The organism is Glutamicibacter sp. NPDC087583, assembly GCF_044743685.1.
Taxonomy (GTDB): domain Bacteria; phylum Actinomycetota; class Actinomycetes; order Actinomycetales; family Micrococcaceae; genus Glutamicibacter.
Genome location: NZ_JBIUWY010000001.1, coordinates 886,607 through 911,721 on the forward strand (window position 1 = coordinate 886,607; position 25,115 = coordinate 911,721).

The 25,115-nt window shown below is 63.0% G+C and carries 22 protein-coding genes and 1 pseudogene; 14 read left to right on the forward strand and 9 right to left on the reverse strand.

Translation table 11 applies throughout. From position 1 onward, the window contains the following. Positions 1-286: 286 nt before the first annotated feature. Positions 287-475 carry a hypothetical protein gene (locus tag ACIOU9_RS04230; RefSeq protein WP_105658516.1) on the forward strand — a complete coding sequence of 63 codons (189 nt, stop codon included), beginning with the start codon at positions 287-289 and terminating at the stop codon, positions 473-475. Here the strand turns inward: ACIOU9_RS04230 and ACIOU9_RS04235 are convergent. From ACIOU9_RS04235 to ACIOU9_RS04250, 4 genes are read right to left on the reverse strand one after another with little or no spacing between them, the layout of a single operon-like run. Continuing rightward, a complete protein-coding gene (locus ACIOU9_RS04235) occupies positions 425-1,159 on the reverse strand; it encodes an ATP-binding cassette domain-containing protein (protein ID WP_332728451.1) in 735 nt (244 codons plus the stop codon). The genes ACIOU9_RS04230 and ACIOU9_RS04235 overlap by 51 nt on opposite strands. Beyond that, positions 1,156-2,763 (reverse strand): ABC transporter permease subunit, encoded by a 1,608-nt coding sequence (locus ACIOU9_RS04240; RefSeq protein WP_402696120.1) that lies wholly within the window; start codon positions 2,761-2,763, stop codon positions 1,156-1,158. Before ACIOU9_RS04240 ends, ACIOU9_RS04235 begins: the two co-directional genes overlap by 4 nt. Further along, the gene (locus ACIOU9_RS04245) at positions 2,756-3,760 is read right to left on the reverse strand and encodes an ABC transporter permease (protein ID WP_105661406.1); all 1,005 of its coding nucleotides are present in this window, start codon (positions 3,758-3,760) and stop codon (positions 2,756-2,758) included. Before ACIOU9_RS04245 ends, ACIOU9_RS04240 begins: the two co-directional genes overlap by 8 nt. Continuing rightward, on the reverse strand, positions 3,757-5,346 hold the full coding sequence (locus tag ACIOU9_RS04250) for an ABC transporter substrate-binding protein (RefSeq protein ID WP_332488771.1): 1,590 nt from the start codon (positions 5,344-5,346) through the stop codon (positions 3,757-3,759). The genes ACIOU9_RS04245 and ACIOU9_RS04250 overlap by 4 nt, the downstream gene beginning before the upstream one ends. Before the next feature lie 115 nt (positions 5,347-5,461). On the opposite strand from ACIOU9_RS04250, the gene ACIOU9_RS04255 reads away from it, so the two are divergent. Next, entirely contained in the window at positions 5,462-5,806 is a 345-nt protein-coding gene (locus ACIOU9_RS04255) for a helix-turn-helix transcriptional regulator (RefSeq protein ID WP_105658520.1), read from the forward strand. Positions 5,807-5,907: 101 nt separating this feature from the next. On the opposite strand, the gene ACIOU9_RS04260 is transcribed toward ACIOU9_RS04255, so the two are convergent. Next, a complete protein-coding gene (locus ACIOU9_RS04260) occupies positions 5,908-7,590 on the reverse strand; it encodes an ABC-F family ATP-binding cassette domain-containing protein (protein ID WP_105661405.1) in 1,683 nt (560 codons plus the stop codon). Positions 7,591-7,620: 30 nt separating this feature from the next. On the opposite strand from ACIOU9_RS04260, the gene ACIOU9_RS04265 reads away from it, so the two are divergent. Beyond that, positions 7,621-8,031: a hypothetical protein gene (locus ACIOU9_RS04265; RefSeq protein ID WP_332488767.1), complete on the forward strand. Its 411-nt coding sequence runs from the start codon at positions 7,621-7,623 to the stop codon at positions 8,029-8,031. On the opposite strand, the gene ACIOU9_RS04270 is transcribed toward ACIOU9_RS04265, so the two are convergent. Beyond that, positions 8,028-8,873, reverse strand: a complete 846-nt coding sequence (locus ACIOU9_RS04270) for a 3-hydroxyacyl-CoA dehydrogenase (protein ID WP_219844345.1) — start codon at positions 8,871-8,873, stop codon at positions 8,028-8,030. The genes ACIOU9_RS04265 and ACIOU9_RS04270 overlap by 4 nt on opposite strands. Before the next feature lie 178 nt (positions 8,874-9,051). Here ACIOU9_RS04270 and ACIOU9_RS04275 point away from each other — a divergent pair, with 178 nt between their 5' ends. Next, entirely contained in the window at positions 9,052-11,586 is a 2,535-nt protein-coding gene (locus ACIOU9_RS04275) for an esterase-like activity of phytase family protein (RefSeq protein ID WP_332499184.1), read from the forward strand. Between the two features lie 73 nt (positions 11,587-11,659). Here ACIOU9_RS04275 and ACIOU9_RS04280 read toward each other — a convergent pair whose 3' ends face one another. Further along, complete coding sequence (locus ACIOU9_RS04280) at positions 11,660-12,007, reverse strand: hypothetical protein (protein WP_105658525.1); 348 nt, start codon at positions 12,005-12,007, stop codon at positions 11,660-11,662. Between the two features lie 117 nt (positions 12,008-12,124). Beyond that, entirely contained in the window at positions 12,125-12,913 is a 789-nt protein-coding gene (locus ACIOU9_RS04285) for a hypothetical protein (protein ID WP_105661401.1), read from the reverse strand. Between the two features lie 60 nt (positions 12,914-12,973). Here ACIOU9_RS04285 and ACIOU9_RS04290 point away from each other — a divergent pair, with 60 nt between their 5' ends. Further along, positions 12,974-14,035, forward strand: a complete 1,062-nt coding sequence (locus tag ACIOU9_RS04290; RefSeq protein WP_402696123.1) for a PLP-dependent cysteine synthase family protein — start codon at positions 12,974-12,976, stop codon at positions 14,033-14,035. Here ACIOU9_RS04290 and ACIOU9_RS04295 read toward each other — a convergent pair. Next, positions 14,032-14,391: a cupin domain-containing protein gene (locus ACIOU9_RS04295; protein WP_400342420.1), complete on the reverse strand. Its 360-nt coding sequence runs from the start codon at positions 14,389-14,391 to the stop codon at positions 14,032-14,034. The genes ACIOU9_RS04290 and ACIOU9_RS04295 overlap by 4 nt on opposite strands. Positions 14,392-14,475: 84 nt before the next feature. On the opposite strand from ACIOU9_RS04295, the pseudogene ACIOU9_RS04300 reads away from it, so the two are divergent. From ACIOU9_RS04300 to ACIOU9_RS04340, 9 genes and pseudogenes are all read left to right on the forward strand, one after another. Continuing rightward, positions 14,476-14,859 (forward strand): annotated as a pseudogene (locus ACIOU9_RS04300) (Cmx/CmrA family chloramphenicol efflux MFS transporter); the annotation flags it as partial. Positions 14,860-15,180: 321 nt separating this feature from the next. Next, positions 15,181-16,905, forward strand: coding sequence for a ubiquinone-dependent pyruvate dehydrogenase (gene poxB, locus ACIOU9_RS04305; protein ID WP_105658529.1), 1,725 nt, complete (start codon positions 15,181-15,183; stop codon positions 16,903-16,905). Between the two features lie 75 nt (positions 16,906-16,980). Further along, a complete protein-coding gene (locus ACIOU9_RS04310; RefSeq protein WP_105661399.1) occupies positions 16,981-17,718 on the forward strand; it encodes a YggS family pyridoxal phosphate-dependent enzyme in 738 nt (245 codons plus the stop codon). Positions 17,719-18,232: 514 nt separating this feature from the next. Then, positions 18,233-18,463, forward strand: coding sequence for a glutaredoxin-like protein NrdH (gene nrdH / locus ACIOU9_RS04315; RefSeq protein ID WP_013349130.1), 231 nt, complete (start codon positions 18,233-18,235; stop codon positions 18,461-18,463). Positions 18,464-18,505: 42 nt separating this feature from the next. Beyond that, positions 18,506-18,991, forward strand: coding sequence for a class Ib ribonucleoside-diphosphate reductase assembly flavoprotein NrdI (nrdI, locus tag ACIOU9_RS04320; protein ID WP_105661398.1), 486 nt, complete (start codon positions 18,506-18,508; stop codon positions 18,989-18,991). After that, positions 18,988-21,126 (forward strand): class 1b ribonucleoside-diphosphate reductase subunit alpha, encoded by a 2,139-nt coding sequence (nrdE, locus tag ACIOU9_RS04325; RefSeq protein ID WP_105661397.1) that lies wholly within the window; start codon positions 18,988-18,990, stop codon positions 21,124-21,126. Before nrdI ends, nrdE begins: the two co-directional genes overlap by 4 nt. Before the next feature lie 214 nt (positions 21,127-21,340). Further along, the gene (gene nrdF / locus ACIOU9_RS04330; protein WP_105658533.1) at positions 21,341-22,315 is read left to right on the forward strand and encodes a class 1b ribonucleoside-diphosphate reductase subunit beta; all 975 of its coding nucleotides are present in this window, start codon (positions 21,341-21,343) and stop codon (positions 22,313-22,315) included. Positions 22,316-22,847: 532 nt separating this feature from the next. Continuing rightward, entirely contained in the window at positions 22,848-23,207 is a 360-nt protein-coding gene (locus ACIOU9_RS04335) for a hypothetical protein (protein ID WP_146112901.1), read from the forward strand. Positions 23,208-23,657: 450 nt separating this feature from the next. Beyond that, positions 23,658-24,929: an MFS transporter gene (locus ACIOU9_RS04340; protein ID WP_105661395.1), complete on the forward strand. Its 1,272-nt coding sequence runs from the start codon at positions 23,658-23,660 to the stop codon at positions 24,927-24,929. Positions 24,930-25,115 lie beyond the last annotated feature (186 nt).

Sequence of the window (25,115 nt, forward strand, 5' to 3'; positions counted from 1 at the left end):
ACGTTCCTCCCGCAGGGGATCCCGGCGGCCGTTTCGCATCCCGGCGAGGTCACAGGGCGGCGGTGCGCCGGCACAATTCGCCAATAAATGCCGTACCTGTGCCTGTCCGGAGCGCTGAGCGACGCAGGCCAACCGCAGCTTGACGCTATTGCTGATCATTTTGGTGTCCTTGACTAGCCGCGGACCCCACAAGTCAATCCGATAAACTGGCCATGGTGGTGCATCGCAAAATCCCGAGCTGATTCCACTCTTTGGCCGCCAGGTGCGCAGGCTGCATCAGGAACGGATGCTAGGGGACAACAAGCGCTCCGACCGCGTTTTCATTCTGGCTTGGCTGCCAGAGGTGCAGGCTGATCTGCAGGGCCACCACGAATTCTGGCTGGAAATTCCCCAGTTGGTGGAGCCCGACGTGCCGATTACACCGCTACCTGCGCTCGACATCATCGCTTGGCATTTGGGCGGGGAGTCCAAGTAGTGCCCCTTGGTCTGGGCGCCGCAGCGCCGACAGCTGGTGGATCGAATCGCAGTGCTCGGCCAGCGAGGCATTGTCGTGGGAGGCGATGAGCACCGCCGCCCCGGCTCGAGCCCGCTCACGCAGCACCGTGAAGATCTGCGCAGTGGTGCCGGGATCCAGGGCTGACGTCGGCTCGTCGCACACCAGCAGCGCCGGGTCCAGGGCCAACGCCCTGCCCAGCAGGGCTCGTTGCAGCTGCCCGTCGGAAACCTGCCCGGGCTTCCGCTCCAGCAGCGCCGGTTCAAGGCTCGCCTCCCGGGCCAGTTCCTCCAGCTCGCGGCGATAGCGGCCCGGACGGGGGAACGCCAGCCCGTCGCGCAGGGCTAACGGCTCGGCCATGATCGCGCCCAGGGCGAGCCGGGGGTTCGCGAAGCTGCGCGGGTTTTGCGGCAGGATGCCGATGCGCTGGCGCAGTTCGGCCGGGACGTGCCCTCGGGCAGGTACCGCTTGGCCGTCGATGCGCAGCTTGCCCTCTGTCGGGGCCAGCATCAGCGACGCGATGGCCAGCAGGGTGGACTTCCCGGCACCCGAGGGCCCGACCAGACCGATCACCGAGCCGGACGTGACCTCCAGGTCCAGTTGATCCAGGATTCTGGGGACGTTCTTGGCATAGCGGTGGCTCACCGCAGACAATTCAAGGCTCATGGGGTGCTATCCTCCAATTCCGGGATGACCTGCCCGTCGCCGGAAGCGGATGCGAGCACTTGCCCATCACTGACCACGGTCAGCGTGTCGGCGAGTTCCGCGGCCAGTTCAGCGTCGTGGGTGACCATAACGATGGTGCACCCGGTGTCCGCCAAGCGGCGCAGGATCCGAGCGATGGCCGCCGCGGTATCCGCATCCAGGGCGCTGGTGGGCTCGTCCAGCACAACGCAGCTGGCGCGGGATGCCAAGCCCAGGGCCAGCACTACACGCTGGGCCTGGCCTCCGGACAGCTCGTGCGGGTAGCGATGGAGCAGTTCGGGAACCAGTTCGAAGTCCTTGAACACCGCCGCCAGCGCGGCCGGCGAGCTGTCCAGGCCGTGGCTCCTGCGTACGCGGCGCAAGGCGGTGCCCACGCTGAGCACCGGGTTCAGCGCCGTGGCCGCCGACCCGGGAATGAAAACCAGATCTTCACCCAGCTTGGGGGCATGGCAGGGCCCGCCAGCGGTTCCCGGCACGAGGACGCTGCCGGTGGATTCCAGCGATTGAGGCAGTAGCCCGGCGGCGGCGCGCAGCAGCATGGTCTTTCCTGCGCCCGAGGCACCCATGACCACGTTGACCGCTCCGGCGGCGGCAGTGAAGCTGACGTTATCCAGCAGCACGGAGCGTTCTGGGGAATCATCCTTGCTCCATACCGACAATCCCCGCAAGACCAAGCCTGCGCCCCGTGGAAGCGGATGCCCATCGGCTTTTTCTGCGGCACCGCCCTTTCGTCGCGGAGCGAGAGAATCGAGGCGCCGCGCGGAGCGGCGGCGTTGCGGCTGTGGGTGCGCCAGGGCGGCAAAGGACCAGCTGAGCAGCACCAGCAGCGCGGCCGGGAACACCAGCATCCACCAAGCGCCGACCAGGATGCCTGTGCGGGCGTCCTCCAGCAGCAAACCCAGCGACGCGGATTGTGGCGGCAGCCCCACGCCTAGGAAGGACAGCGCGGATTCGTGCCAGATGGCATGGGGCAGCTGCAGGACCACGGCGATGCCCGCCTGCGGGAGCACCGCGGGAATCAGGTGCGTGCACCACAGCGCCAGCGGCCGGGCGCCGGAGGCCCGGCTGAGCTTGACGTATCCGGCCTCCCGTTCGGCCAACAGCCTGGCCCTAACGATACGCGCCACCTGGGTCCAGTGGGTCAGCGCGATGGACAGGATGATCGCCCACCCCTGCCCGGGCCACAGCGCCAGGATCACCACACCCAGCAGCAGGTGCGGGATCGCGCTGACGCTGTCTACCAGCCGGGTGATGATCCGGTCCACCAGCCCGCCGGCGGTGGCGGACAGGGTTCCGGCCAGCACCCCCAGCAGCGTGGAGGACAGCGCCGATGCGACGGCGAGCAGCATCGACAGCCGCAGCGCGGCCGCGGCCCGCACCCACACGTCGCGCCCGAGCTGATCGGTGCCGAAGAAATGCTCGGCCCCCGGCGGCAGGTACACCGCGGCCAGGTCGATGTTCTCCACCGCCTCGGGGGAGAAGAACGGAACGAGCACCGCATAAACCACGGCCAGCAGGATGATGCCCAGCGGCAGCAAGCGGGAATCACGGATGATGCTAGACATCGCCCACCCGCGGATCAAGCAGCAGGTAGCCGGCGTCGGCCAGGGCATTGCCCAGGAACACGGCCAGCGCCGAGCAGGCGGTCACCGCGGCCAGCAGCGCGAAGTCCGCGGACACCGCGGAATCGATCACCGCCGAGGCAATCCCGGGCCAGCCGAACACCGTTTCAACCAGCAGCGCTCCGGTGATCAGTTCGCCCAGGCGGGAGCCGATCACCGTGATGAAGGGCAGCAGGGCGCCGGGCAGCACCTCGAGCACCAAGATCCGTCCGGCTCCCTCGCCGCGTCCGCGAGCCGCGAGAACCGCATCCGAGTCCAGCAGATCGAACATGGAGGCCCGCAGGTTCAGCACCAGCCAGGGCAGCAGGCTGATGGCCATCACCGTGGCCGGCAGCAGCAGGTGCACGGCCAGCGACCCGGCGGTCGGCTCCTGCCCTGGAGGCGCCACGCCGCCGGTGGGAAGCCCGAGCCGCAGCGAGAACACAGCGATGAACACCAGCGCCAGCACGAAGGGCGGGATGGCCTGGGCCAGCTGGGCGATCCAGGTGGTGGCGCGGTCGGCCAACCCGCCGCGGCACAGACCAGCGGCACAGGCCAGCAGTACCGCGAGCACCACGGCAAGCAGCAGCCCGGCAAGCATCAGCAGCAGGGTATAGGGCACGCGCTCGGCGAGCACCTCGGTGACCGGCCGGGCCAGCATGCGCGAGGTGCCCAGCTCGCCGTGCACCGCCGAGCCCAGCCAGCCGAGCCAGGCACCGAACCAGGAGTCGTCCAGGCCCAGCTCGGCGCGCAGGGCCGCGCGTTCGGCGGCGCCGGTGTGCTCGTAGCGGCTGCCCAGATAGGCAGCCAGCGGATTGAACGGGGCGACGGAAGCCAAGAAGAACACCACTGCGGTCAGCCCCGCGGTCAGCGGGATGGCCAGCAGCATCCGGCGGAGCACCAGCAGCCCGGCTCTTGGCAGCCGCGGCACGCCTCGCGGGCGCAGGACGGTCAGGCTCATTTGCCGGTCCACTGGCCGATTTTCACCCACGGGCCCCATGCGGTGCCGTGGTCATGGGGTTCGAGCAGGGTGCCGGCGGTGTTCCACGTCTCATGGACGTCGCTGCGCTGCACGTAGTTGTGGTCGGTGAAGGCCAGCAGCAGCATCGATGGCTGCTTGACGTAAAGTTCCTGGACCTTGCGGTAGGCCTGGTCGCGGGCCGTTGGGTCGGTGCTGGTCCGGCCGATGTGCAGCAGCCGGTCCATCGCCGCGTCCGCGTAGCGGCTGGGGTTGTCGTAGTAGGCGCCGTCCTCCGGGTAGCTTGAATGCAGCATCTTGTAGAGCTGGGTGTCCACATCGTAAGGGGTGTCGCCGCCGCCCAGCATCAGCGCGTCCGTGCCGATGCGCGGCTCGGCTTCGTCGAAGGTGGCGGGCACGACCTCGGCGGTGATGCCGTGCTCCTTGAGCTGGGCGGCCAAGGCCAGGGACAGGTCCCGTCGCAGCGTGTCGCCCGGGTTGTACATGATCGTGAATGCGGCGTCCTGGCCGTCCTTGGAGCGCATCGAGCCGTCCAGCGTCCACCCCGACTGCTCCAGCAGCTGCTCGGCCCGCTGGGGGTCGTGGGCGAACACGGCGTCAGAGTTGTAGGCCTTGCCGTACTGGGCCGGGACGAAGGTGTAGGCAGGGCGCCCGGAGCCCGCCAGCACCCCGTCGATCAGCGCTTGGCGGTCCACCAGCAGGTTCAGCGCCAGGCGCACGGAAGGATCGGCGGTGAACGGGTGGTCGGCGGGCAGCGAGATGCCGCGCCAGTCCGCGCTGGTTGCGGTGACCACCTCGAACCCGTCGCGATCCGCGAAGCTGGCCGCTAGCCGCGGAGGCAGCACGGTGCCGGTGTAGCCGCCGCCTGCCAGTGCCTGCGAGCGGGCGTTGTCGTCGGCTGACTGCTCGTAGACCACCCGGGCCACGTCGGGGGCGCCGGAACGGTAGTCGGGATTGGCACCCAGCACCAGCTGGGCGGAATCGAATTTCTGCACCGTGTAGGGGCCGGTACCCACCGGGGTGCGGTTCAGGCTGGAATTGCTCACCGGCCCGTCGGCGATCAGTTCTTCGGGGGCGATGCCGATCAGCAGTGCGGTCTTGAAGGAGACCTGGGGCTCCTTGAGCGTGAATTCGACGGTGTGCTCGTCCACGGCACGCACCGTATCGAGGTTTTCCAGCACGCCGGCGATGGGCGAGGCACTGGCGGGGTCCAGGATGGCCCGGTAGCTGGCGGCCACATCCCCGGCGTCGAAGCCGCTGCCGTCGCTGAAGCTGATGCCGGGCTGCAGCGCAATGCTCCAGCGCAGCCCGTCGGCGCTGATCTGCGGTTCGCCCTCGGCCAGCAGCGGCACCAAATTCGGCAGGCTGCCAGTTTCCCCGTCCAGGGTATACAGCGATTCGTTGATCTTGCCCGTACCGTTGTTGTCGAAACCTGCCAGCGGATTCAGGGTTTCGGGCAGCGCAGGGGTCAGCAGCAGCACGTCGTCGCTGGGGACGGCGGCCTGGCAGCCTGCGGTGGCCAGTAGGATGGGGAGCATCAGTGCGGCGCGCCGGACGTAGCTGTGCACGAACGAGGTCCTTCCGAGCGGTGCGTGGGGTAGATGTTCACAGACTACAGGTGTTTGATCACACAGATGAGGGGTTGCGTGGTGATTTTGCCAACCACTATTTCGCGGGGGCGGCATGCCTGAGTCCGAGCGCGGCCAGGTGGGCGCCAACGCCCTGGAGGAAGTGCAGGAATCGCTGCAGGACTGGATCGACGTGTTCGCCCTGTGCGCGGATGCCACCCGCATGAAAATACTGATTGCCATGCACGCCGCGCCGCTGTCCTCGGTCACCCAGCTGGCCGATGCCGCGCAGCTGGGCGCAAACACCGTGACCCAGTCGTTGGCCACGTTGCGCAAGGCCGGGGTAGTTCAGGTGCAGCGGGATGGAAAGTACCGCCGCTGGGAGCTGGTGCACCCCGGCGTGCATCAGCTGCTGCACCAGATGGACGCCCCGCATTCTCACCTGCACCCCGAGCATTAGTCCCGCGTGCAAACGCGCCGCAGAACGCAGAAGGCGCAACTGAAGGCACGGGCTTGGCATCATATTGTGCCGGACCCATACCCGCGGGCAGTTCCCTGGGATTAGCGCTTGCGCTGCACCCGGGCCTCGTCCCAGACCGGCTCGTCGGACTCGTAGACGGTGCCGTCGGAGCCGAAGACCAGGAAGCGGTCGAAGCCGCGGGCGAACCAGCGGTCGTGGGTCACCGCCAGCACCGTGCCCTCGAACGCGTCGATGGCCCGTTCCAGGGCTTCGCCCGAGTGCAGGTCCAGGTTGTCGGTGGGCTCATCGAGCAGCAGCAGGGTTGCCCCCGAGAGCTGCAGCAGCAGGATCTGGAAGCGCGCCTGCTGGCCTCCGGAGAGCGATTCGAACTTCTGCTCGGACTGCGCTGCCAGCCCGTAGCCATCCAGCGCTCCGGCCGCTGCCTCGCGCGGCATTCCGGAGCGGTGCTCGTCGCCGCGGTGCAGGATTTCGAGCAGGGTGCGGCCAAACAGGTCCGGGCGGCTGTGGGTCTGGGCGAAGTAGCCCGGGCGGATGCGCGCTCCCAGCTTCACCGTGCCGGCATGCGCCACCGGGGCGATCACCACATCGGAGACCGGCAGGTGCTCGCGCTCCGGGTCGGATCCGCCGGAGGCCAGCAGGCGCAGGAAGTGCGACTTGCCCGAGCCGTTCGAACCCAGCACGCCCACCCGGTCGCCGAACCAGATTTCGGTATTGAAGGGCTTCATCAGCCCGGTCAGCTCGAGCTTTTCGGCCACGACCGCGCGCTTGGCGGTGCGCCCGCCCTTCAGCCGCATCTGCACGTTCTGCTCCAGCGGGATCGCCTGCGGCGGGCCGGCCTCCAGGAACTTCTCCAGCCGGGTGGTGGCCGCCTGGTAGCGGTTGGCCATGTCGGAACGGAACGCGGCCTTGGTCTTGTACATGTTGACCAGTTCCTTGAGCTTGGCGTGCTCCTCGTCCCAGCGCTTGCGCAGCTCCTCGAAGCGCTCGTTGCGCTCCTTGCGGGCTTCCACATAGGAGCCGAACGCGCCGCCGTGCACCCAGGCGGTGGCCCCGCCGTGGCCCGGTTCCAGGGTCACGATGCGGGTGGCGGCGTTGTCCAGCAGCTCGCGGTCGTGGCTGATGAACAGCACGGTCTTGTTGGAGCGCGACATGATCTCTTCCAGCCAGCGCTTGCCGGGCACGTCAAGGTAGTTATCCGGCTCGTCGAGCAGCAGCAGTTCGTCGTTGCCTTCGAAGAGCGCTTCGAGGACCAGGCGCTTCTGCTCGCCGCCGGACAGGGTGCGCGCCAGCCGGTCCCCGGCCTTGTCGAACCCGATGCCCAAGGCGGCCATGCAGACCTTGTCCCAGGTGGTTTCCAGCTCGTAGCCGCCGGCGTCGCCCCACTCGATGATCGCCTCGGCGTAGCGCATGTGGACTTTCTCGTCCTCGCTGGTGAGCATTTTGGCCTCGTACTCGGCGACCTTGGCGGCGGCCTGGGCCAAAGCCGGTGCGGCGGTGGACAGCAGCAGGTCCTTCACCGTGGAGTCGTCGCGCACCTGCCCGACGAACTGGCGCATGATGCCCAGGGTGCCGGTGCGGTTGATGGAGCCTTCGTCGGCCTTCAGGTCTCCTGCGATGATCTTGAACAGGGTTGTCTTGCCGGTGCCGTTGGGTCCGATCAGCGCGGTCTTGGAGCCGGCGGTGACCTTGAAGGCCGCGCCGCCCAGAAGCTGGGTGCCGTCGGAAAGGAAATACTGGATGTCTGTCACGTCTATATGGGCCACCTGGCAATCCTATCGGGTAGATTGCCGAACATGCAGATCACAGTAGAAATTTACGGAGCGCTCCATGCCTGCTGCCATTCAGCGTTTTCGGTAGGAGATCACGTGCGCTGGCAGCTGGCCCAGGTGCGCAACGGGCGCGGGGAAATTTCCTTCGAGCTCGATGACCACGGCACCTTCGATGGCACGGGGGTGCCCGTGGCAGCAGTCGCCGCCCGGGTGGTGCGCATCCAGTACCGGGATCATGAACGTGCGGCGAAGGCCGGGGGACTGGCAGGTGGCCCTGTCCCGGTGGTCGATACCCTGCATGTTCCCGAAGGCACGGATTTCGACCACAACTGGATCGTGGTGGGACTGGAAGTAGCGGATCCGAAGAGCCTTCCGCCGCTGGCCGACTGGGATGAGGGCGCGCCCCTGCCTGGTGGCGCGCCCCGCGGCGGCTAGTTGTACTTGTAGAACCCTTCGCCGGCCGCTGCGCCGAGCTTGCCCTGATCGATGTACTGGGTCTTGAGCAGCTCGGCGAACTTCTGGCTGGTTGCATCGCCTGCACGGGAAATGTTGTAGGCGGTGTTCAGCCCCACGATGTCGTAGATCTCGAACGGACCATGCGGCGCTCCGGTGCCCAGCTTCCAGGTCTTGTCGATGGTCTGCGCATCGGCGACCCCGTTGACCAGCAGGTGGCTGGCGGACTGCAGGAAGGGGACCAGCAGCGAGTTCAGCACGTAGCCCGGCTGCTCCTTGAGCACCCGGATCGCGACCAGCCCGGTACGCTCGGCGAAATCGACCACTGCTTCGTAGGCTTCGGGGGTGGTTGCTGGTGTGCCCATGACTTCGCCGGTGTTGTTGGACCAGATGCGGTTGGCATAGTGCAGGGCGAGGAATTGTCCGGGGCGGCCAGTGAACTCGGCGATATCCGAGGGCAGCAGGGTCGATGAATTGGTGGCGAATATGGCCTGTTCGGGGGCCAGCACGGCCAGCTTCCGGTAGGTCTGCGCCTTGATCTCCAGATTCTCGGGCACCGCCTCGATGACTAGGTCGGCCTCCCGCACCGCGTCGGCCAGATCGCTGGTCAGTTCGATGGACTCGCGGGCGGATTGGGCCTTCTGCGGGTTCCCGAAGTACTGGGCGTACTGCGCAACCAGGGCATCCAGCCGCTGGTTTGCGGCGGCCAGCGCTTGCTCGCTGATGTCGTAGCCGATGACGGGCAAGCCGTGGTAGGCGGTTTGGAAGATGATTTGTGCGCCGAGCACGCCAGTGCCCAGAACGGTGATGCGTTGCAGTTCCATGATTCTCCTTGGGGTACAGCTTCACTCTCCGCTTTTAGTTGCGCCATTTCAACTAAATGTGAGCGGGAGAACGCCCGACACCTGCTGGTTGGCTTCCAGTTGCCGAACATTCACTTTCTGGCTAGGTGGTGCTGGAACTCTTGGGGAGTCATCCGCAACCAGCATGGGGGAGAACTACGTGCACCGCATATCCAAGAAGGCCCCGGGAGTCCTGGCCGCCGCCGTCATCGCCGCGAGCCTGTCGCCGCTAGCCGCCGCCGCGGACCCGGGGGAGTACTTCGAACGCGAGGCCACCTACCCGGTCTACCAGAACCATCCCGAGGGCGCCGCGGCCCAGACCGCCGCAGAAATCTCCACCGTATCGGCGGACGGCAACACGCTGATCTACTCCGATGCGCTCTCGCGCAGCGTCGGCTTTCTGGACATTTCCAACCCTGCCGCGCCGAAGGGCCTGGGCCTGCTGGGCCTGCACCAGCTGGGCAGCGCCGAGGACGAGCCCACCAGCGTGGCCGCCTACGGCGACTACGTGTTCGTGGTGGTGAACACCTCGGCCAGCTACAGCGACCCCTCGGGGCGGGTGGATGTGGTGCGGATTGCCGACCGCACGCTGGTGCACAGTTTTGCGCTGCCAGGCCAGCCCGATTCCATCGCGCTGTCTGCCGACGGTGCCTACGCGGGCATCGCCATCGAGAATGAACGCGACGAGGACGCTGGCGAAGGCGCGCTGCCGCAAGCCCCGGCCGGATCGATCGCCATCATGGACCTGCAAGGCGCGGACCCGGCCGGCTGGAAGCTGCGCGAAGTCCCGCTCACCTCCGGTTCCCGCACCGAACCGATTGCGCTGCCGCTGCTGGCCGCGGCCGGTCTCGACACCCCGCAAGACCCCGAGCCCGAGTACGTCACGATCAACGAGAAGAACCAGCTGGCGGCAACCCTCCAGGAAAACAACGGCGTGGTGCTGGTGGACCTGGCCTCGGGCGGGGTTACCGGCGCCTTCAGCACCGGGACCGTGGATCTGGCGGGGATCGACACCGAAAAGGACGGCGTGCTCGATCCCAGCGGGGAGCTGAAGCGCGTGCCGCGCGAGCCCGATGCCATCGGCTGGATCCAGGACCGCTATCTGGCCACGGCCAATGAGGGCGACTGGAAGGGCGGCAGCCGCGGATTCACGATTTTCGATTCCGCCACCGGCGACGTGGTGTGGGATGCGGGCAATAGCTTCGAGCACCTCGCGCTATCCCAGGGCTTGTTCCCGGAGCAGCGCGCAGGGAAGAAGGGCGTTGAGCCCGAAGGGCTGGCCATCGCCGAATTCGGCGGCGTGGACTACGGATTCATCGCGGCCGAACGCGGGAACTTCGTGGCCGTGTACGACCTGTCCGAGCCATCCAGCCCGCGCTATCTGCAAAGCTTGCCGACCACCAACGGCCCGGAAGGGATCTTGCCGATCCCCGGGCGCAACCTGCTGGCCATCGCCTCGGAAACCGATGAGGGCCAGGTGCGCTCGGCGGTGTCCCTGTACTCCTTCGGCGCCGCCGCGCCGCAGTTCCCGCAGCTGTCCTCGGATGCCGCCGATCCGGTGCCATTCGGTGCGCTCAGCGGCCTGTCGGCCAACCCGGCCGATGCTTCGCAGCTCTTCGCGGTCAGCGACAACGCGTACCAGCCGCGCATCTACACCCTGGGCGCCGGCACCCCGGCCACCGTGGAATCGTCGATGGCGGTGACCTCGGCCAGTACCGAACTGGACCTGGAAGGCATTGCCGCCCGCGCGGAGGGCGGTTTCTGGGCCGCCCATGAAGGGGCCACCGGGGCGGAAAACCTGCTGGTGCGCATCGACGCGGCCGGTGCGGTGCAAGAAGAAGTCGCGCTGCCTGCACTGGCGGGGCTGGGCAAGCACGGGCTGGAAGGCATTGCCGCGACCGGCTCCGGGAAACAGGAAGAAGTAGTGTTCGCCGTGCAGCGCGAACTGCCCGGCGAGGACTTCGTCCGCCTGGGCAAGTACCTGCCGTCCACCGGGGAATTCAGCTGGTACGGCTACCGGCTGGACGCGGCTGCCGAAGGTGCATGGAATGGCCTGTCGGAAATCACCGCCCTGCCCGATGGCTCCTATGCGGTGATCGAACGCGATAACCAGGTGGGTCCGAACGCCAAGCACAAGGCGATCTACCAGTTCCGGCTTCCGCAAGCCGTAGCCGGAGAGGTGCCGCTGGTCGAGAAGAAGCTGGCGGCCGATGCGTTGCCTGCCCTGCAGGAAACCAACGGATGGACCCAGGAAAAGCTGGAGGGGCTGGCCGTAGCCGATGGCCACCTCTACATGGTGACCGATAACGATGCGGTGGATGAGGCCACCGGCGAGACCGTCTTCGCGAACCTCGGTGCGGTGGAAGAGGTCTTCGAGCTGGCCGGCCAGGCACCAAGCGACGCGCCAGGCGAAGAACAGGGTGAAGACCAGGGCGAAGAGCTAGCCGCGGAACCAACCCGGAACCCCTCGCCGCAGCCGAGCGGGGAATCGCACGATCCTTCGCAGGTCCCGGATCCGACCCGGGAAGCTGGCCAGTCCCAGGCGCCGCAGGCCGCGGATCCAGCCCAGCCGGAAGCCAGCGAACACCTCGCCGATACCGGTGCGAACAGCTTCTGGCTGATTCCGGTGGGTGCAGTGATCGCGCTGCTCGGCGCCGCGGCGGCCCTCAAGACCGCACGGGCCCGGGCGAAGTAGGCCGAGCGGAAGGAACCAGGAAAACAGCGAAGGCGTGGCACCTATGCAGGTGCCACGCCTTCGGTATTGACAGCTAGTTCTTCTTCTGCGAAATCACGACCGCGGCCACGACGGCGATGATCAGCGAGATGACCAGGAACTTGCCGCCATTGCCGGACTTCTTGTCCTGGGCGGCGAGGTTCTTCTGCGCGGCCTGCACAGCGCTCTCCACCGAGGCGCGGGCACGCTTGGCGGCCTTGGAATTCCCGCCGACATTCTCGATCAGGTTGGCGCCGGCCTTGCTGATGGCTTCGGTGTTGACACCGGAGACGGCCTCGTTCCAGCCGCCACGGATTTCCTTCGGCAGCTCTTCCTTGGCAGCCTTGGCGAGTTTCGCCAGCGACTTTTCAACTTGCTTCAAGCTCTTGGCAGTCTTCGACATGTTGTTCCTCTCTGATGGACCTTGAGTCTGGTGGACCTTGAGGTCTCAGCTCCCAGCCTAGCCAGCCGGGGGTGGGCACTCAAGGCCGCGCCGTTGCGCTGACTGCGAACTGGGAATTTACTGGGAGGCTGCGGGCGGGCGCAGCTTGCGAATGCGGGTCCGCAGCGCGCTGAGCAGGCACAGCAGCATCAGTATCGCCGCGATCGAAAGCACCGTGGCAAACCCGGGAGAGGTGGCGTGGCCGGTGTAGCGATCCACGATGATCCAGCCGATCACCCACAGCGCGCCGGCGTTCAGGTAGATCCCCATGGGATTCTTGAAGCTCACCGCGCTGAGGAACAGCGCCAGGAGCAGCACCGACAGGGCGCAGGCGCCCTTGAACATCAGGGAGCTGGCGTCGGCCCCGGACAGGGCGGCGAAGGCGACAGTTTCGGCCAGCACGATCACCGAAAGCCACCCGGTGAACAGCCCGAAACTGGCGCGGGTAATCCACCGGTCCACTTGCTGCAGGGCAGGGGTCTTGCCGATCATCACCACGATGCGGATCAGCAATGCCAGCAGGAGCAGGCCGAACACCAGCGAAGTGCCGATGCGGTCGCGCTCCAAGAACGCCACCCACAGCGCATTGCACAGCACCGCGCCGAGCACCCAGGGGCGCAGCCGCCGATGGAACCCGGTGCGTTCTTGCGGCAGGCATTGCCAGATCGCGTAGAACGCCACTGCGGCCATCAGCCCGAACCAGGGCAGCTGCCCGATGCGCGGCACCGAGGTGACGGTGGCGTCCTGCCCCATCCACCCGCCGGCGAGTGTTTCCAGCCCGGCGGCGGAAAGCACCGCCCACGCCGCCCAGCCCAAGCCGAGCAGGATGATGGCGGCATAACCGCCGGTAACCAGCCTTCTTTTCACGATTCCGAAGGTACCACGCCGCCAAGGGTTAAAACCGTTCGCCACGGTTAGAGTGGAGCCATGACAGATCTTTGGGTACGCCATGCCATTTCCCTGCTCGACGCTGACGCGAACCGCAGCGCCGACACCCACCTGCATCGCTTCGAACTTCCCGCCCACTGGGGGATCGAGCTCTATTTGAAGGACGAGTCGGTGCACCCCACCGGTTCGCTCAAGCACCGGCTGGCACGCTCGCTGATCCTCTACGGGCTGGTCAACGGGAAGATCGGCGAAGGCACCACGCTGGTGGAGGCCTCCAGCGGATCCACGGCCGTTTCCGAAGCCTACTTCGCGCGGATGCTGGGGCTGGACTTCATCGCGGTGGTGCCCAAATCCACCAGCGGCGAGAAGATCGAGCTGATCGAGTTCTACGGCGGGCGCTGCCACCTGGTGGACGCGGCCGGCCAGGTCGATGAGGCGGCCCGCGCGCTGGCGGCCGAAACCGGCGGCTACTACCTGGACCAGTTCACCTATGCCGAGCGGGCGACGGATTGGCGCGGGAACAATAACATTGCCGAGTCGGTGTACGCGCAGATGGCCGCCGAAACCCACCCGATCCCCAGCTGGATCGTGGTCGGTGCCGGGACCGGCGGCACCAGCGCCACCTTCGGGCGCTATGCGCGCTACAAGCGGCACGAAACCAGGATCTGCGTGGGCGATCCGGAAGGCTCCTCCTTCTACGGGGGATGGCGCACCGGGGACATGGGCTACGCGACGGGGCAGGGATCTCGCATCGAGGGGATCGGCCGGCCCAGCGTGGAACCGAGCTTCGTGCCCGGGGTAATCGACCAGATGGTGCAGGTGCCCGACGCCGCCTCGCTGGCAGCCATGCATTTCCTGCGCGCCAAGACCCGCTACTTTGCCGGCGGCTCCACCGGGACCAACCTCTACGCGGCGTTCGGGATCATCGCCCAGATGCTCGAACGCGGCGAGCAGGGCTCGGTGGTGACGCTGATCTGCGACTCCGGCGAGCGCTACGCGAACACCTACTACAACGAGCAGTGGGTGGCCGAGCAGGGCCTGGACCTGGAGCCCTACGCCGCGCAGCTGGAGCGCTTCATCCAGACCGGGGCCTGGAGCTAGCTGCCACGCAGGGCGGGCATGAGCCCGGCCCGCTTCTTGCGCTGGTGCACCGAGAAGTAGCCCAGGCCCGCTTCGCCGGCCACGAAGCGCCGTTGGGAGCGGGCGGGCAGGTAGATGATGTCGCCGATGGCCAGCTCGATGGATCCGCTGGCGGTATGCAGCACCCCGGAGCCGGCGAAGACGTGCAGCACCACGTCCAGCTCCGGGCCCTGGTGCTCCCCGATTTCCCCGGCCGGGGCCAGCGAGATCACGTTGGCGTCGAGGTCGCGCTGCCCGGGTTCCAGCTTCCAGATCGCTCCGTTGGTTTTTCCGGCGGCCAGCTCGGTGGTATTGGCCATGCGGCGCGGTTCGGGCATCGTCTCTCCTTGAAGTTCTCTGCTGCAGCTTCCAGCCTATCCAATGGCGGGCAGCGCCCCGGTCCACCCGGCGGTGACGCGGTGCGTGCCGAACTGAGCCAGTTGGCCACGCGGCCGCTCATCCTGGCCATGGCACTGGGAACGCTGGTCAACGGGGGCACCTTCGCGGCGTTCACCTTCATCGCGCCGGTTGCGGCTATCACCGCCGGCGTGGCCGAGGGATGGGTTTGGGCCGCGCTGGTCCTGTTCGGGCTCGGATCCTTCCTCGGCGTAACCAGCGCAGGGCGGCTATCGGATCGGCGACCGGGCCTGGTGCTCTTCTCCGGAGGACCGCTGCTGCTGGCCGGTTGGGTCGTGTTGGCTTGGACCGCGTCGCATCCCATGGCGCTGCTCTGCCTTGTCTTCATCCAGGGTTTCCTGATTTTCGGCGTCGGCAGCACCGTGATTGCGCGGGTGCTCTACGCGGCCTGGGCATTGGCGGCGGCCGCTCCCTTGGCCATGCTGCTGAGCCGGCGCATGCTGTTGGATACCACGGCTGGCTCCCATCGATGATCCGCCGCGGCGCGCTTCGCCCACAGGCCCCGGGACGCCGGGAAAGAAGGCGCGGTGGACCTGGGTGGACCGGTGCGGGGTAGCCGGCGTTGCCCGGTAGGCAGCGCTCGTTGCGTGCGCCACCTGCCGGTGTGTTGGGAGGAACCTTCGGCAGCGTCAAAAACCCATGACACAAGGTGGCTGGCGCAGTAGGGTGAAGAATAGACCCACTGGAAAATTGTGTGCAGGAGGAATGTTTTGCCTACCGTAGCCGACCACCTGATTGAACAGCTCGATACCCAGGGAGTGCGCCGGATTTACGGCCTTCCGGGGGATTCCCTGAACGGCTTGACCGATTCATTGCGGGAGAACGGGCGGATCGAATGGGTCCACCACCGCCATGAGGAAGCCGCTGCCTTCGCCGCGGCGGCCGAAGCCGGAATCACCGGAGAGCTGACGGTATGCGTCGGCTCTTGCGGTCCGGGGAACCTGCACCTGATCAACGGGCTGTACGACGCGAACCGCTCGCGCGTGCCGGTGCTGGCGATTGCAGCGCACATCCCTACCGAGGAGATCGGTTCCAACTACTTCCAGGAGACCCACCCGGTGGAAGTCTTCCGTGGCTGCTCGGTCTATGCCGAACAGGTTTCCGACCCCAAGCAGATGCCGCGCATGCTGCGCATTGCGATGCGCGAGGCCATCGAGAAGCGCGGCGTGGCAGTACTGGTGATTTCCGGCGATGTCGCGTTGGCGGAGATGGAACGCACGCCCACCCAGGAAATCACCAAGACCAACCCGCGGGTGCTGCCCAATGAAGACGAGCTGGAGCGTACCGCAGAGATCCTCGAAGGCTCGCGCAAGGTCACCATTCTGGCCGGTGCGGGCGTGGCAGGAGCTCATGACGAGGTGATCGCGCTGGCTGGCAAGCTCGGGGCGCCGATCGTGCATGCGATGCGAGGCAAGGAGCATATCGAGTACGAGAACCCCTTCGATGTGGGCATGACGGGCCTGCTGGGTTTCGCTTCGGGCGCCAAGGCGATTGCCGAATGCGACGTGCTCCTGATGCTGGGCACCGACTTCCCCTACCAGCAGTTCTACCCGCAGGACGCGACCATCATCCAGGTGGATATCCGCGGCGAGCAGATCGGCAAGCGCACCCGGGTGGACATCCCGCTGGTGGGCACCGTGAAGGACACCGCGGCGGCTCTGGATGCGCTGCTGCCGGTGCAGACCCACCGCAAGCACCTGGAGACAGCGGTGGAGCATTACCGCAAGACCCGTACGAAGCTCGACGAGCTCGCCACGCCCTCCAAGCCGGGTGCTGCAATCCATCCGCAGTATCTGGCCCGGCTGATCGACCAGCACGCAGATGAGGATGCGATTTTCACCGCCGATGTGGGATCTCCGGTGATTTGGGCAGCCCGCTACCTGACCATGACCGGCAAGCGACGGGTGCTCGGCTCCTTCAACCACGGTTCCATGGCCAACGCACTGTGCCATGCCCTGGGCGCCCAGGCAATTGACCGGCAGCGCCAGGTTATCGCGTTCGCCGGTGACGGCGGATTGGCCATGATGCTCGGTGAGCTGCTGACCGCCACGCAGAACAAGCTGCCGATCAAGATCGTGGTGTTCAACAACTCCTCGCTGAATTTCGTGGAACTGGAAATGAAGGCCGCCGGGTTCGTCACCTACGCCACCGATCTGCACAACCCCGACTTCGGGGCCGTGGCTACCGCCTCGGGGCTCAAGGGCTACCGGGTAGATGATTCGGCGCAGCTTGAAGCCACGGTGCAAGAATTCCTGGCCCATGACGGTCCTGCGCTGCTGGATGTGGTGACCGACCGCCAGGAGATGTCGATGCCACCGGAAATCAAGTTGGAACAAGCCAAGGGATTTGCCTTGTATGCCATACGCACCGTGCTCTCCGGGCGTGGCGACGAGCTGCTGAATCTGGCTAAAACCAATTGGCGGCAATTGTTCTAGTCCTTTTATGCCTATGCTTGTTGCTGGTGCCCTTGGCACCAGCAACACGTTTGTGACATCAAGAAAGTTGGCGCTTTGGCTTCGCAACCTGCCGCTACCCACGCGGCCACCATCGAGGATTTCACCCGCAACCTGGCTGCTGTCAACCAGAAGATCGCCGCGGCGGCGCTGGCTGCCGGCCGCGACGCTGGCTCGGTTCGGCTGCTGCCGGTCACCAAAACCATCGATTTCGAGCGCTTGGCATTGGCCATTGCTGCCGGTGTGGACACGCTGGGGGAAAATAAGGTCCAAGAGGCCCAAGGCAAGTACGAGCACTTCTGCGAGGATTTCCCGCACCTGCGTTATGCGATTATCGGTCCCTTGCAGACCAACAAGGCGAAGTTCGTGGCGAAGTTCGCTGATGAGTTCCATGCCTTGGACTCGCTGAAACTGGCACAGACCCTGCAACGCCGTTTGGAGGCAGAGGATCGGACGCTCGAAGTCTTCATCCAGGTCAATACCTCCGGCGAGGAAAGCAAATCAGGCATCGAAGCTGCTGGGGCAGCGGACTTGCTTGGCGGGTTGGCGCCGCTGGATCGGTTGACGCCAGTGGGCTTGATGACCATGGCCGCAAATACCAAGGACGAAGCATCTATCCGTGGCAGCTTTGCGTTGCTGCGCGAAACCCGTGACCAATTGCAGCAGGATGCTCCTGAAAGCTTCCAGCACCTGTCCATGGGCATGAGCGGAGACTACGAGCTGGCCATCGCCGAGGGGGCCACCGTCGTGCGTGTAGGCCAGGGAATCTTCGGTGCCCGCACCTACCCGGACTAAGTCGCTTCTGCGTCGCCACTGAGCTTCGTTGCAAGGGCAGCTGGCAAATCGCCAGCTGCCCTTGCTGCGCGTTCTCCACAGCCGGTCGTGCGTCGGCCAAACTGTGGGTGCCAGGGGCGACACTACATGTAGTGGTGCACACCGTGTACCCCGAACTACATGGAGGGTGCAGAACACGCCGACGAACATCTCACAAGAAGAATTTTTAACCCACAGCGGACTTCTGCCAACCTGTGGACAAAGGTCTCGAGTCCGCGAGAAATCGCGGTTTAAACGGGGGTTAATATCCACAGTTCCTGTGGACGTTGCCGTGGATGAATGACATACTTGTAATACATCATGTTGTGGCCGCTTGACCCGCCAAACACAAGATGTAGTATTGAACCCGTCGGTGCGGCTCGCACCAGAAGCACCTCGAAACAGTGGTTTTGAGGCATCCGAGAGGATGGCTAGGACTTTTCCGAAAATCCGGGATCTTAGCCGAAACCAAGACTTTTTAAAGGGGATCAGGGACATGGCCATCACGGTTTACACGAAGCCTTCCTGCGTTCAGTGCAACGCTACGTACCGCGCGCTGGATAAGAAGGGTGTCGAGTACAACAAGGTAGACATCTCTCAGGATGCGGCAGCTTTGGAGCACGTTCGTGGCTTGGGCTACATGCAGGCACCTGTCGTAATCACCGATGACGATCACTGGTCGGGCTTCCGCCCAGACAAGATCGAGCTGCTGGCTCCAGCCAACTAATCAAGAATTCCATCCGCTAGCTTGTAGTGGAGGCGAAAAGCAATGTCACCTGCAGCGCTTGCCGATAGGCAACATGCTGAGGCCCAGGAACCGCTGGAACTCACCGATTCGAAACTGATCTATTTTTCATCTGTTTCGGAGAACACCAAGCGTTTCGTGGACAAACTTGAGATGGATGCCGCACGGATTCCGGTCTATGCGACCGAACCGCAGCTGATCTCAACTGCACCGTACGTGCTGCTCATACCCACTTATGGCGGAGAGCGTGGCAAGCGCTCGATCATGCCGCAGATCATGAAGTTCCTGCGGCATGAAGCGAACCGCGTGAATCTTCGCGGCGTGATCGGTGCAGGGAACACAAACTTTGGCGAGTACTACTGCATTGCGGCAAAACGCATTGCCGAGAAATGCAACGTACCCGTGCTTTACACATTCGAAATTATGGGAACCTCAGAAGACGTTCTCAACGTCAAAGAAGGGCTTGAAACCTTTTGGACACCAGCGTCGCAGAACCGGCAGCAACGATGAATAGCTCAAAGGAGCTCCCAGCCCAGTTCCAGGGCTTGAGCTACAACGACCTCAACGCCATGCTGAACCTTTACGGACCAGATGGAAAGATCCAGTTTGAGGTGGACCGCTACGCGGCTCGCCAGTACTTCTTGGACCACGTGAACAACAACACCGTGTTCTTCCATGACCTCGATGAGAAGCTTGAATATCTGGTCAAGCACGAGTACTACGAGCGTGAAACCCTCGATCAGTACTCGATGAACTTCATCCGGGATTTGTTCAAGCACGCCTTCGGCAAGAAGTTCCGTTTCGAAACCTTCTTGGGCGCCTTCAAGTTCTACACCTCGTACACGCTGAAGACCTTCGATGGCAAGCGCTACCTGGAACGCTACGAAGACCGCGTATGCATGGTTGCCCTGCACCTGGCACGTGGCGATGAAAAGCTGGCCATGCACCTGGTCGATGAAATCATTGAAGGCCGCTTCCAGCCTGCCACCCCAACCTTCCTGAACGCCGGCAAAGCACAGCGTGGCGAACTCGTCTCCTGCTTCCTGCTGCGCATCGAAGACAACATGGAATCGATTGCCCGCGCAGTCAACTCGTCGCTTCAGCTGTCCAAGCGCGGAGGTGGCGTTGCCCTATCGCTGACCAACCTGCGTGAGCACGGTGCGCCGATCAAGCAGATCGAGAACCAGTCTTCCGGCGTCATCCCGGTGATGAAGCTTCTTGAAGATTCCTTCTCCTATGCAAACCAGCTCGGTGCACGCCAGGGCGCAGGTGCCGTTTACCTGAACGCACACCACCCGGATATCTACCGCTTCTTGGACACCAAGCGCGAAAACGCTGATGAGAAGATCCGTATCAAGACCCTGTCCTTGGGTGTTGTTATTCCGGATGTCACCTTCGAGCTGGCTCGCAAGAACGAAGACATGTACCTGTTCAGCCCGTACGACGTCGAGCGCGTCTATGGCGTACCGTTCAGCGAAATCTCCGTCACCGAGAAGTACTACGAGATGGTAGACGACGCTCGGATCAAGAAGACGAAGATCAGCGCCCGCGAGTTCTTCCAGACCCTGGCCGAGATCCAGTTCGAGTCCGGTTACCCGTACATCATGTTCGAAGACACCGTGAACAAGGCCAACCCGATTGCCGGCCGCATCACCATGTCGAACCTGTGCTCGGAAATCCTCCAGGTTTCCTCCGCTTCGGAGTTCTCTGACGACCTGAGCTACAAGACCGTCGGCAAGGACATCTCCTGCAACCTCGGTTCGATGAACATCGCCAAGGCCATGGACGGCAAGGATCTGGCTACCTCGGTAGACATCGCCATCCGTGCCCTGAGCGCAGTCTCGGACATGTCCTACATCGCCTCGGTTCCTTCGATTGCTGACGGCAACAGCAAGTCGCACGCCATCGGCCTGGGCCAGATGAACCTGCACGGCTTCCTGGCCCGCGAGCACATCTACTACGGCTCCGAAGAAGGCATCGACTTCACGAATATCTACTTCTACACGATCCTGTTCCATGCACTGACTGCATCGAACAAGATCGCCATGGAGCGCGGCGAGACCTTCGATAACTTCGAGAACTCGAAGTACGCCTCGGGTGAATTCTTCGACAAGTACACCGAGCAGGAATGGGTTCCAGCTACCGAGCGCGTGCGCGAACTGTTCGACGGCATGCAGATTCCTACCCAGGAAGACTGGAAGGCGCTGAAGGCTTCTGTCATGGAGCACGGCATCTACAACCAGAACTTGCAGGCAGTTCCTCCCACCGGTTCGATCTCGTACATCAACAACTCGACTTCCTCGATCCACCCGGTCGCAGCGAAGATCGAGATCCGCAAGGAAGGTAAGATCGGCCGCGTTTACTACCCGGCTCCTTACATGAACAACGAGAACATCGACTTCTACGAAGACGCTTACGAAATCGGCTACGAGAAGATCATTGACACCTACGCTGCCGCAACCCAGCACGTAGACCAGGGCCTGTCGCTGACCTTGTTCTTCAAGGACACTGTCACCACCCGTGACATCAACAAGGCCCAGATCTACGCATGGCGCAAGGGCATCAAGAGCCTGTACTACATCCGCCTTCGCCAGCTTGCGCTGGAAGGCACCGAGGTTGAAGGCTGCGTTTCCTGCGCACTGTAAGACCTTGATCCATTGACCGGTTAGCCGGGCAATGGCATCACGCAACAGCTGCCGCATGGTTTCGTCCAACGGCAGCTGTTGCATATCAAAACGACCTCAGATCGTGTCAGCGATCTGACAATAACTTGGGGCCTTGCTGTACAGGCGGCGTTCGAAAGAACGGTAGAGTTGTAAGCAAAGTTCTTAATACGATTTAGCTTTTCGATGAGGGGCAATGACCGAGAAGATTCAGCTCACCAACAAGGTTGAGGCAATCAACTGGAACCGTATCCAGGACGACAAGGACGTAGAGGTCTGGAACCGCCTCGTCAATAACTTCTGGCTGCCGGAGAAGGTGCCGCTGTCCAACGACATCCAGTCGTGGGGAACCCTGACCGAAGACGAGAAGCTGCTGACCATGCGCGTCTTCACCGGTCTGACCCTGCTTGATACCTTGCAGGGCACCGTTGGCGCTGTTTCGCTGATTCCAGATGCGATCACCCCACACGAAGAAGCCGTGTACACCAACATTGCCTTCATGGAATCGGTACACGCAAAGAGCTACTCCTCGATCTTCTCGACCTTGGCATCGACCAAGGAAATCGACGAAGCCTTCCGCTGGTCCACTGAAAATGTGAACCTGCAGAAGAAGGCTCAGATCATTGAGAGCTACTACCACGGCGAAGATCCACTGAAGCGCAAGATTGCTTCGACCCTGCTCGAATCGTTCTTGTTCTACTCGGGCTTCTACCTGCCAATGCACTGGTCCTCGCATGCGAAGCTGACCAACACTGCAGACCTGATCCGCCTGATCATCCGCGACGAAGCTGTTCACGGTTACTACATCGGATACAAGTTCCAGAAGGGTCTAGAAAACGAGACCGAGGAGCGCAAGCAGGAGCTGAAGGACTACACCTTCGAGCTGATGTATGAACTGTACGAAAATGAAGTCCAGTACACCCACGATCTCTATGATCCGGTAGGCCTGTCCGAGGACGTCAAGAAGTTCTTGCACTACAACGCCAACAAGGCGCTGATGAACCTGGGCTATGAGGCGATGTTCCCATCGACCGTGACCGATGTGTCGCCAGCGATTTTGGCTGCGTTGAGCCCGAACGCTGATGAGAACCACGACTTCTTCTCCGGTTCCGGTTCGTCGTACGTGATCGGCAAGGCAGTGAACACCGAAGACGAAGACTGGGATTTCTAATCTAGAAAATCTTCAGCCTAATTGGTGATGGCCAGCAGGCCCGGACTCATGCAGAGTCCGGGCCTGCTGGCATTTAAGCTGTTCCGAAGTTGACGTATCCGGCTGGGCTAACGGTACGTCAGCGGTGGACCGAGCAAGATCTTGGGGAGCCTGTGGTGTTGGAAACGCCAATGGTTATCACGTGCGAACCCGGTGCGTGGACAAATGTCCCGTTTGCGCGGTGAGCAGCGGTTATGAAATCTGGAGTTCGTTCTCGCAGTATCCCCATCGAGACAAGGACAACCGCCAGATCGCGGGGAATTATGGCTTGGGCGGAAGCAACCTGGCCCGCAACCGCAGATGAACGCGAAATGGCGAGATTTCGCAGGTATCGTGAGCAACGGGGTTTGACTAGCATCCACGCGAGTCCAGCCTCTTAAGGCAAAAACTCCTTCGGCCACAAAAGCAGAAGGGAGAGACCTCAGCACGGCGGCCGAATAATCAGATCGCTGCATCATTATGGTTCTCTGCCAAAGCAAGAATGGGGGTCCAAATGCCTAGCTTGCCAGGCAAACTGGAGCGATTGAAACACCAATTATCGGGGCTTGGCGAGGTCTTTATTGTGCCTCCTGCTGAAGATGGATACGTATTCTTGCGGTATGCCGACTCCCAAGAGCTATACGCATTCGACTGCACTTTCGAAGAAGTGCTCAATCACGCGGTTCAATCTGGTGGCGAAGAGATCTGGCCTCAACTCGAACCACTTGAAGCTCAAGTGGCGCTCTTCGCGGTGCACGTCATGGAAACGATCGAGACTGCGCCGGACAAGGCACGTATTTTGAGCTTTGGAGGCAGTGGTCTTGAGGCAGCGAAAGGTAAGCTGCCTACGGCAGCGATTCGTGAAAACGAGTAACTTGAGTAGGCGTAATAGCAATCTCGGTATGCTTCCACAGAAGCATGCGCCGCCGTTGCCCTATTCGAAAGGACCGATCTCACATACGGGTCCGAAATTTTGCGCCTTCGCCGACGGCTCAGCCAAACTGGGGTCTGAAGACCGCGAGATGGACTCCAATCCGGAGCCGCAGAGGTGTTCGCTGTTGATGTGAACCGTGAACTTAAAGTGGGACTGCCTGCTGACCCGGCAGAGCGATACGCCAGTATTATTCGAGCGTCGAAAGATGCGGATCCGCAACCAATGTGAGTTACCTAGCCCATTGAATTGGAAATTCATGGGGATGCGACCACTCCGGCTATAGCCCAGCTTCGGTGGGTCCATAGTCATGCACAGCGGCGCACTCAACGCTCGGAGATAAATAGTAGATACTTAGACAGTACAGGTAGCTATAAATGCGGGGGAGTCAATGTGCAGATCGAATCCACTTCGGATGAACAGCGTTCATTGGATGACCAGCAGATTCAGCGGATTCGACGCAAGTCGATTTCCGTCCTCGCTGCGGGACAAATTCTTGGAGGTCTAGGCGGTGGCGCAACCCTGACTTTGGGGTCGCTGCTGATCGTAAGCATTTCCGGACTCGATGCATTGGCTGGCATGGCCGCGACCATGAATACTTTAGGTGCTGCCATCATGGCGTTGCCTTTGGCATTGCTTGCCCAGAAGTTCGGCCGGCGTATTTCGCTGTCGACCGGCGCATTGCTGGCAGCCAGCGGTGTTGTCGTCATCATTGCCGCAGCTTTTCTGAGATACTGGCCGTTGCTGCTGCTTGGAATGCTGGTTCTGGGAACAGGTTCGGCAATGAACCTCCAATCTCGATTCGCCGCCACCGACTTGTCCACCACGGCTACACGAGGCCGTGACCTTTCCCTGGTTGTGTGGTCAACAACTGCGGGTGCAGTCATCGGCCCGAATTTATTTGAACCTGGAGAAGAGCTAGCGCAGTTCATTAGCCTTCCACCGTTTACCGGCGGCTTTCTTATTGCGATGTGCGCCCAGCTGGTAGGGGTTCTTGTCTACTGGCTGGGCTTGCGTCCCGATCCGTTGCAGATCGCACAGCGTCAGGCGGCTGCCCAAGCGAGCGAGGTTCAGCTTCGCCGCCGCGGCTGGAGCATCCTAAGAAACACTTCTGCTGCCAGGCATGCCGTGCTTACCGTCGCCTTGACTCATCTTTATATGGTGTCCATGATGTCGATGACTCCAATTCACATGCAGCATCAAGGGGCAAGCCTCACGCTCATCGGGATCACCATTTCGGTCCATGTTGCGGGGATGTATGCGCTCTCACCAGTCTTTGGCTGGCTCACAGATATGCTAGGTCCACGAACGGTCATCTTTACCGGGCAGGCGTTGCTAGTTACCGCAAGCATCTTGGTATGGAGCAATGCAGAGAACCATACCGTGACAACTTTGGCGTTGCTTAGTCTAGGCCTCGGTTGGTCGGCGTCGACGGTTGCAGGCGCAACGATGATTACTGGATCAGTTGGCCTTGCCGAACGTCCGAAGTTGCAGGGCACGTCGGACCTCTGCATGAATCTGGCTGGTGTGCTTGGCGGTCTCACCGCTGGCCCAATTTTGGCAGCTGTAGGGTTCCGCGGACTGGCCGTGGTGCTGTTGATTTTCGCGATGTTCATGATCGCTGTGAATATGAAGTCTAATAGCGCTGGAACTGTTCACGAGTAGGGTGCAAATCTAACTCGATAATAGGCATTTCAAATGAAGGAGAGCATATTCATGGCAGGCAGAAGGCAGTGAATCAAAGTTGGGGGAGGGCCGGCTGGAATGGCCGCCGGTTTAATGCTGCTCGCAGCGGTGTGCCAGTAGCGGTTCATGAAAAGCACCGTGAGTTCCTCAGGGACTTTCGCGGTG

Coding starts and splice junctions, on each gene's coding strand:
- ACIOU9_RS04290 (WP_402696123.1), top strand. CDS start 12,974: ATGACAGATCTTTGGGTACGCCATGCCATTTCCCTGCTCGACGCTGAC.
- ACIOU9_RS04245 (WP_105661406.1), bottom strand. CDS start 3,760: ATGAGCCTGACCGTCCTGCGCCCGCGAGGCGTGCCGCGGCTGCCAAGA.
- ACIOU9_RS04295 (WP_400342420.1), bottom strand. CDS start 14,391: ATGCCCGAACCGCGCCGCATGGCCAATACCACCGAGCTGGCCGCCGGA.
- nrdH (WP_013349130.1), top strand. CDS start 18,233: ATGGCCATCACGGTTTACACGAAGCCTTCCTGCGTTCAGTGCAACGCT.
- ACIOU9_RS04235 (WP_332728451.1), bottom strand. CDS start 1,159: ATGAGCCTTGAATTGTCTGCGGTGAGCCACCGCTATGCCAAGAACGTC.
- ACIOU9_RS04230 (WP_105658516.1), top strand. CDS start 287: ATGCTAGGGGACAACAAGCGCTCCGACCGCGTTTTCATTCTGGCTTGG.
- ACIOU9_RS04270 (WP_219844345.1), bottom strand. CDS start 8,873: ATGGAACTGCAACGCATCACCGTTCTGGGCACTGGCGTGCTCGGCGCA.
- ACIOU9_RS04280 (WP_105658525.1), bottom strand. CDS start 12,007: ATGTCGAAGACTGCCAAGAGCTTGAAGCAAGTTGAAAAGTCGCTGGCG.
- nrdF (WP_105658533.1), top strand. CDS start 21,341: ATGACCGAGAAGATTCAGCTCACCAACAAGGTTGAGGCAATCAACTGG.
- ACIOU9_RS04240 (WP_402696120.1), bottom strand. CDS start 2,763: ATGTCTAGCATCATCCGTGATTCCCGCTTGCTGCCGCTGGGCATCATC.
- nrdE (WP_105661397.1), top strand. CDS start 18,988: ATGAATAGCTCAAAGGAGCTCCCAGCCCAGTTCCAGGGCTTGAGCTAC.
- ACIOU9_RS04335 (WP_146112901.1), top strand. CDS start 22,848: ATGCCTAGCTTGCCAGGCAAACTGGAGCGATTGAAACACCAATTATCG.
- ACIOU9_RS04255 (WP_105658520.1), top strand. CDS start 5,462: ATGCCTGAGTCCGAGCGCGGCCAGGTGGGCGCCAACGCCCTGGAGGAA.
- ACIOU9_RS04265 (WP_332488767.1), top strand. CDS start 7,621: ATGCAGATCACAGTAGAAATTTACGGAGCGCTCCATGCCTGCTGCCAT.
- nrdI (WP_105661398.1), top strand. CDS start 18,506: ATGTCACCTGCAGCGCTTGCCGATAGGCAACATGCTGAGGCCCAGGAA.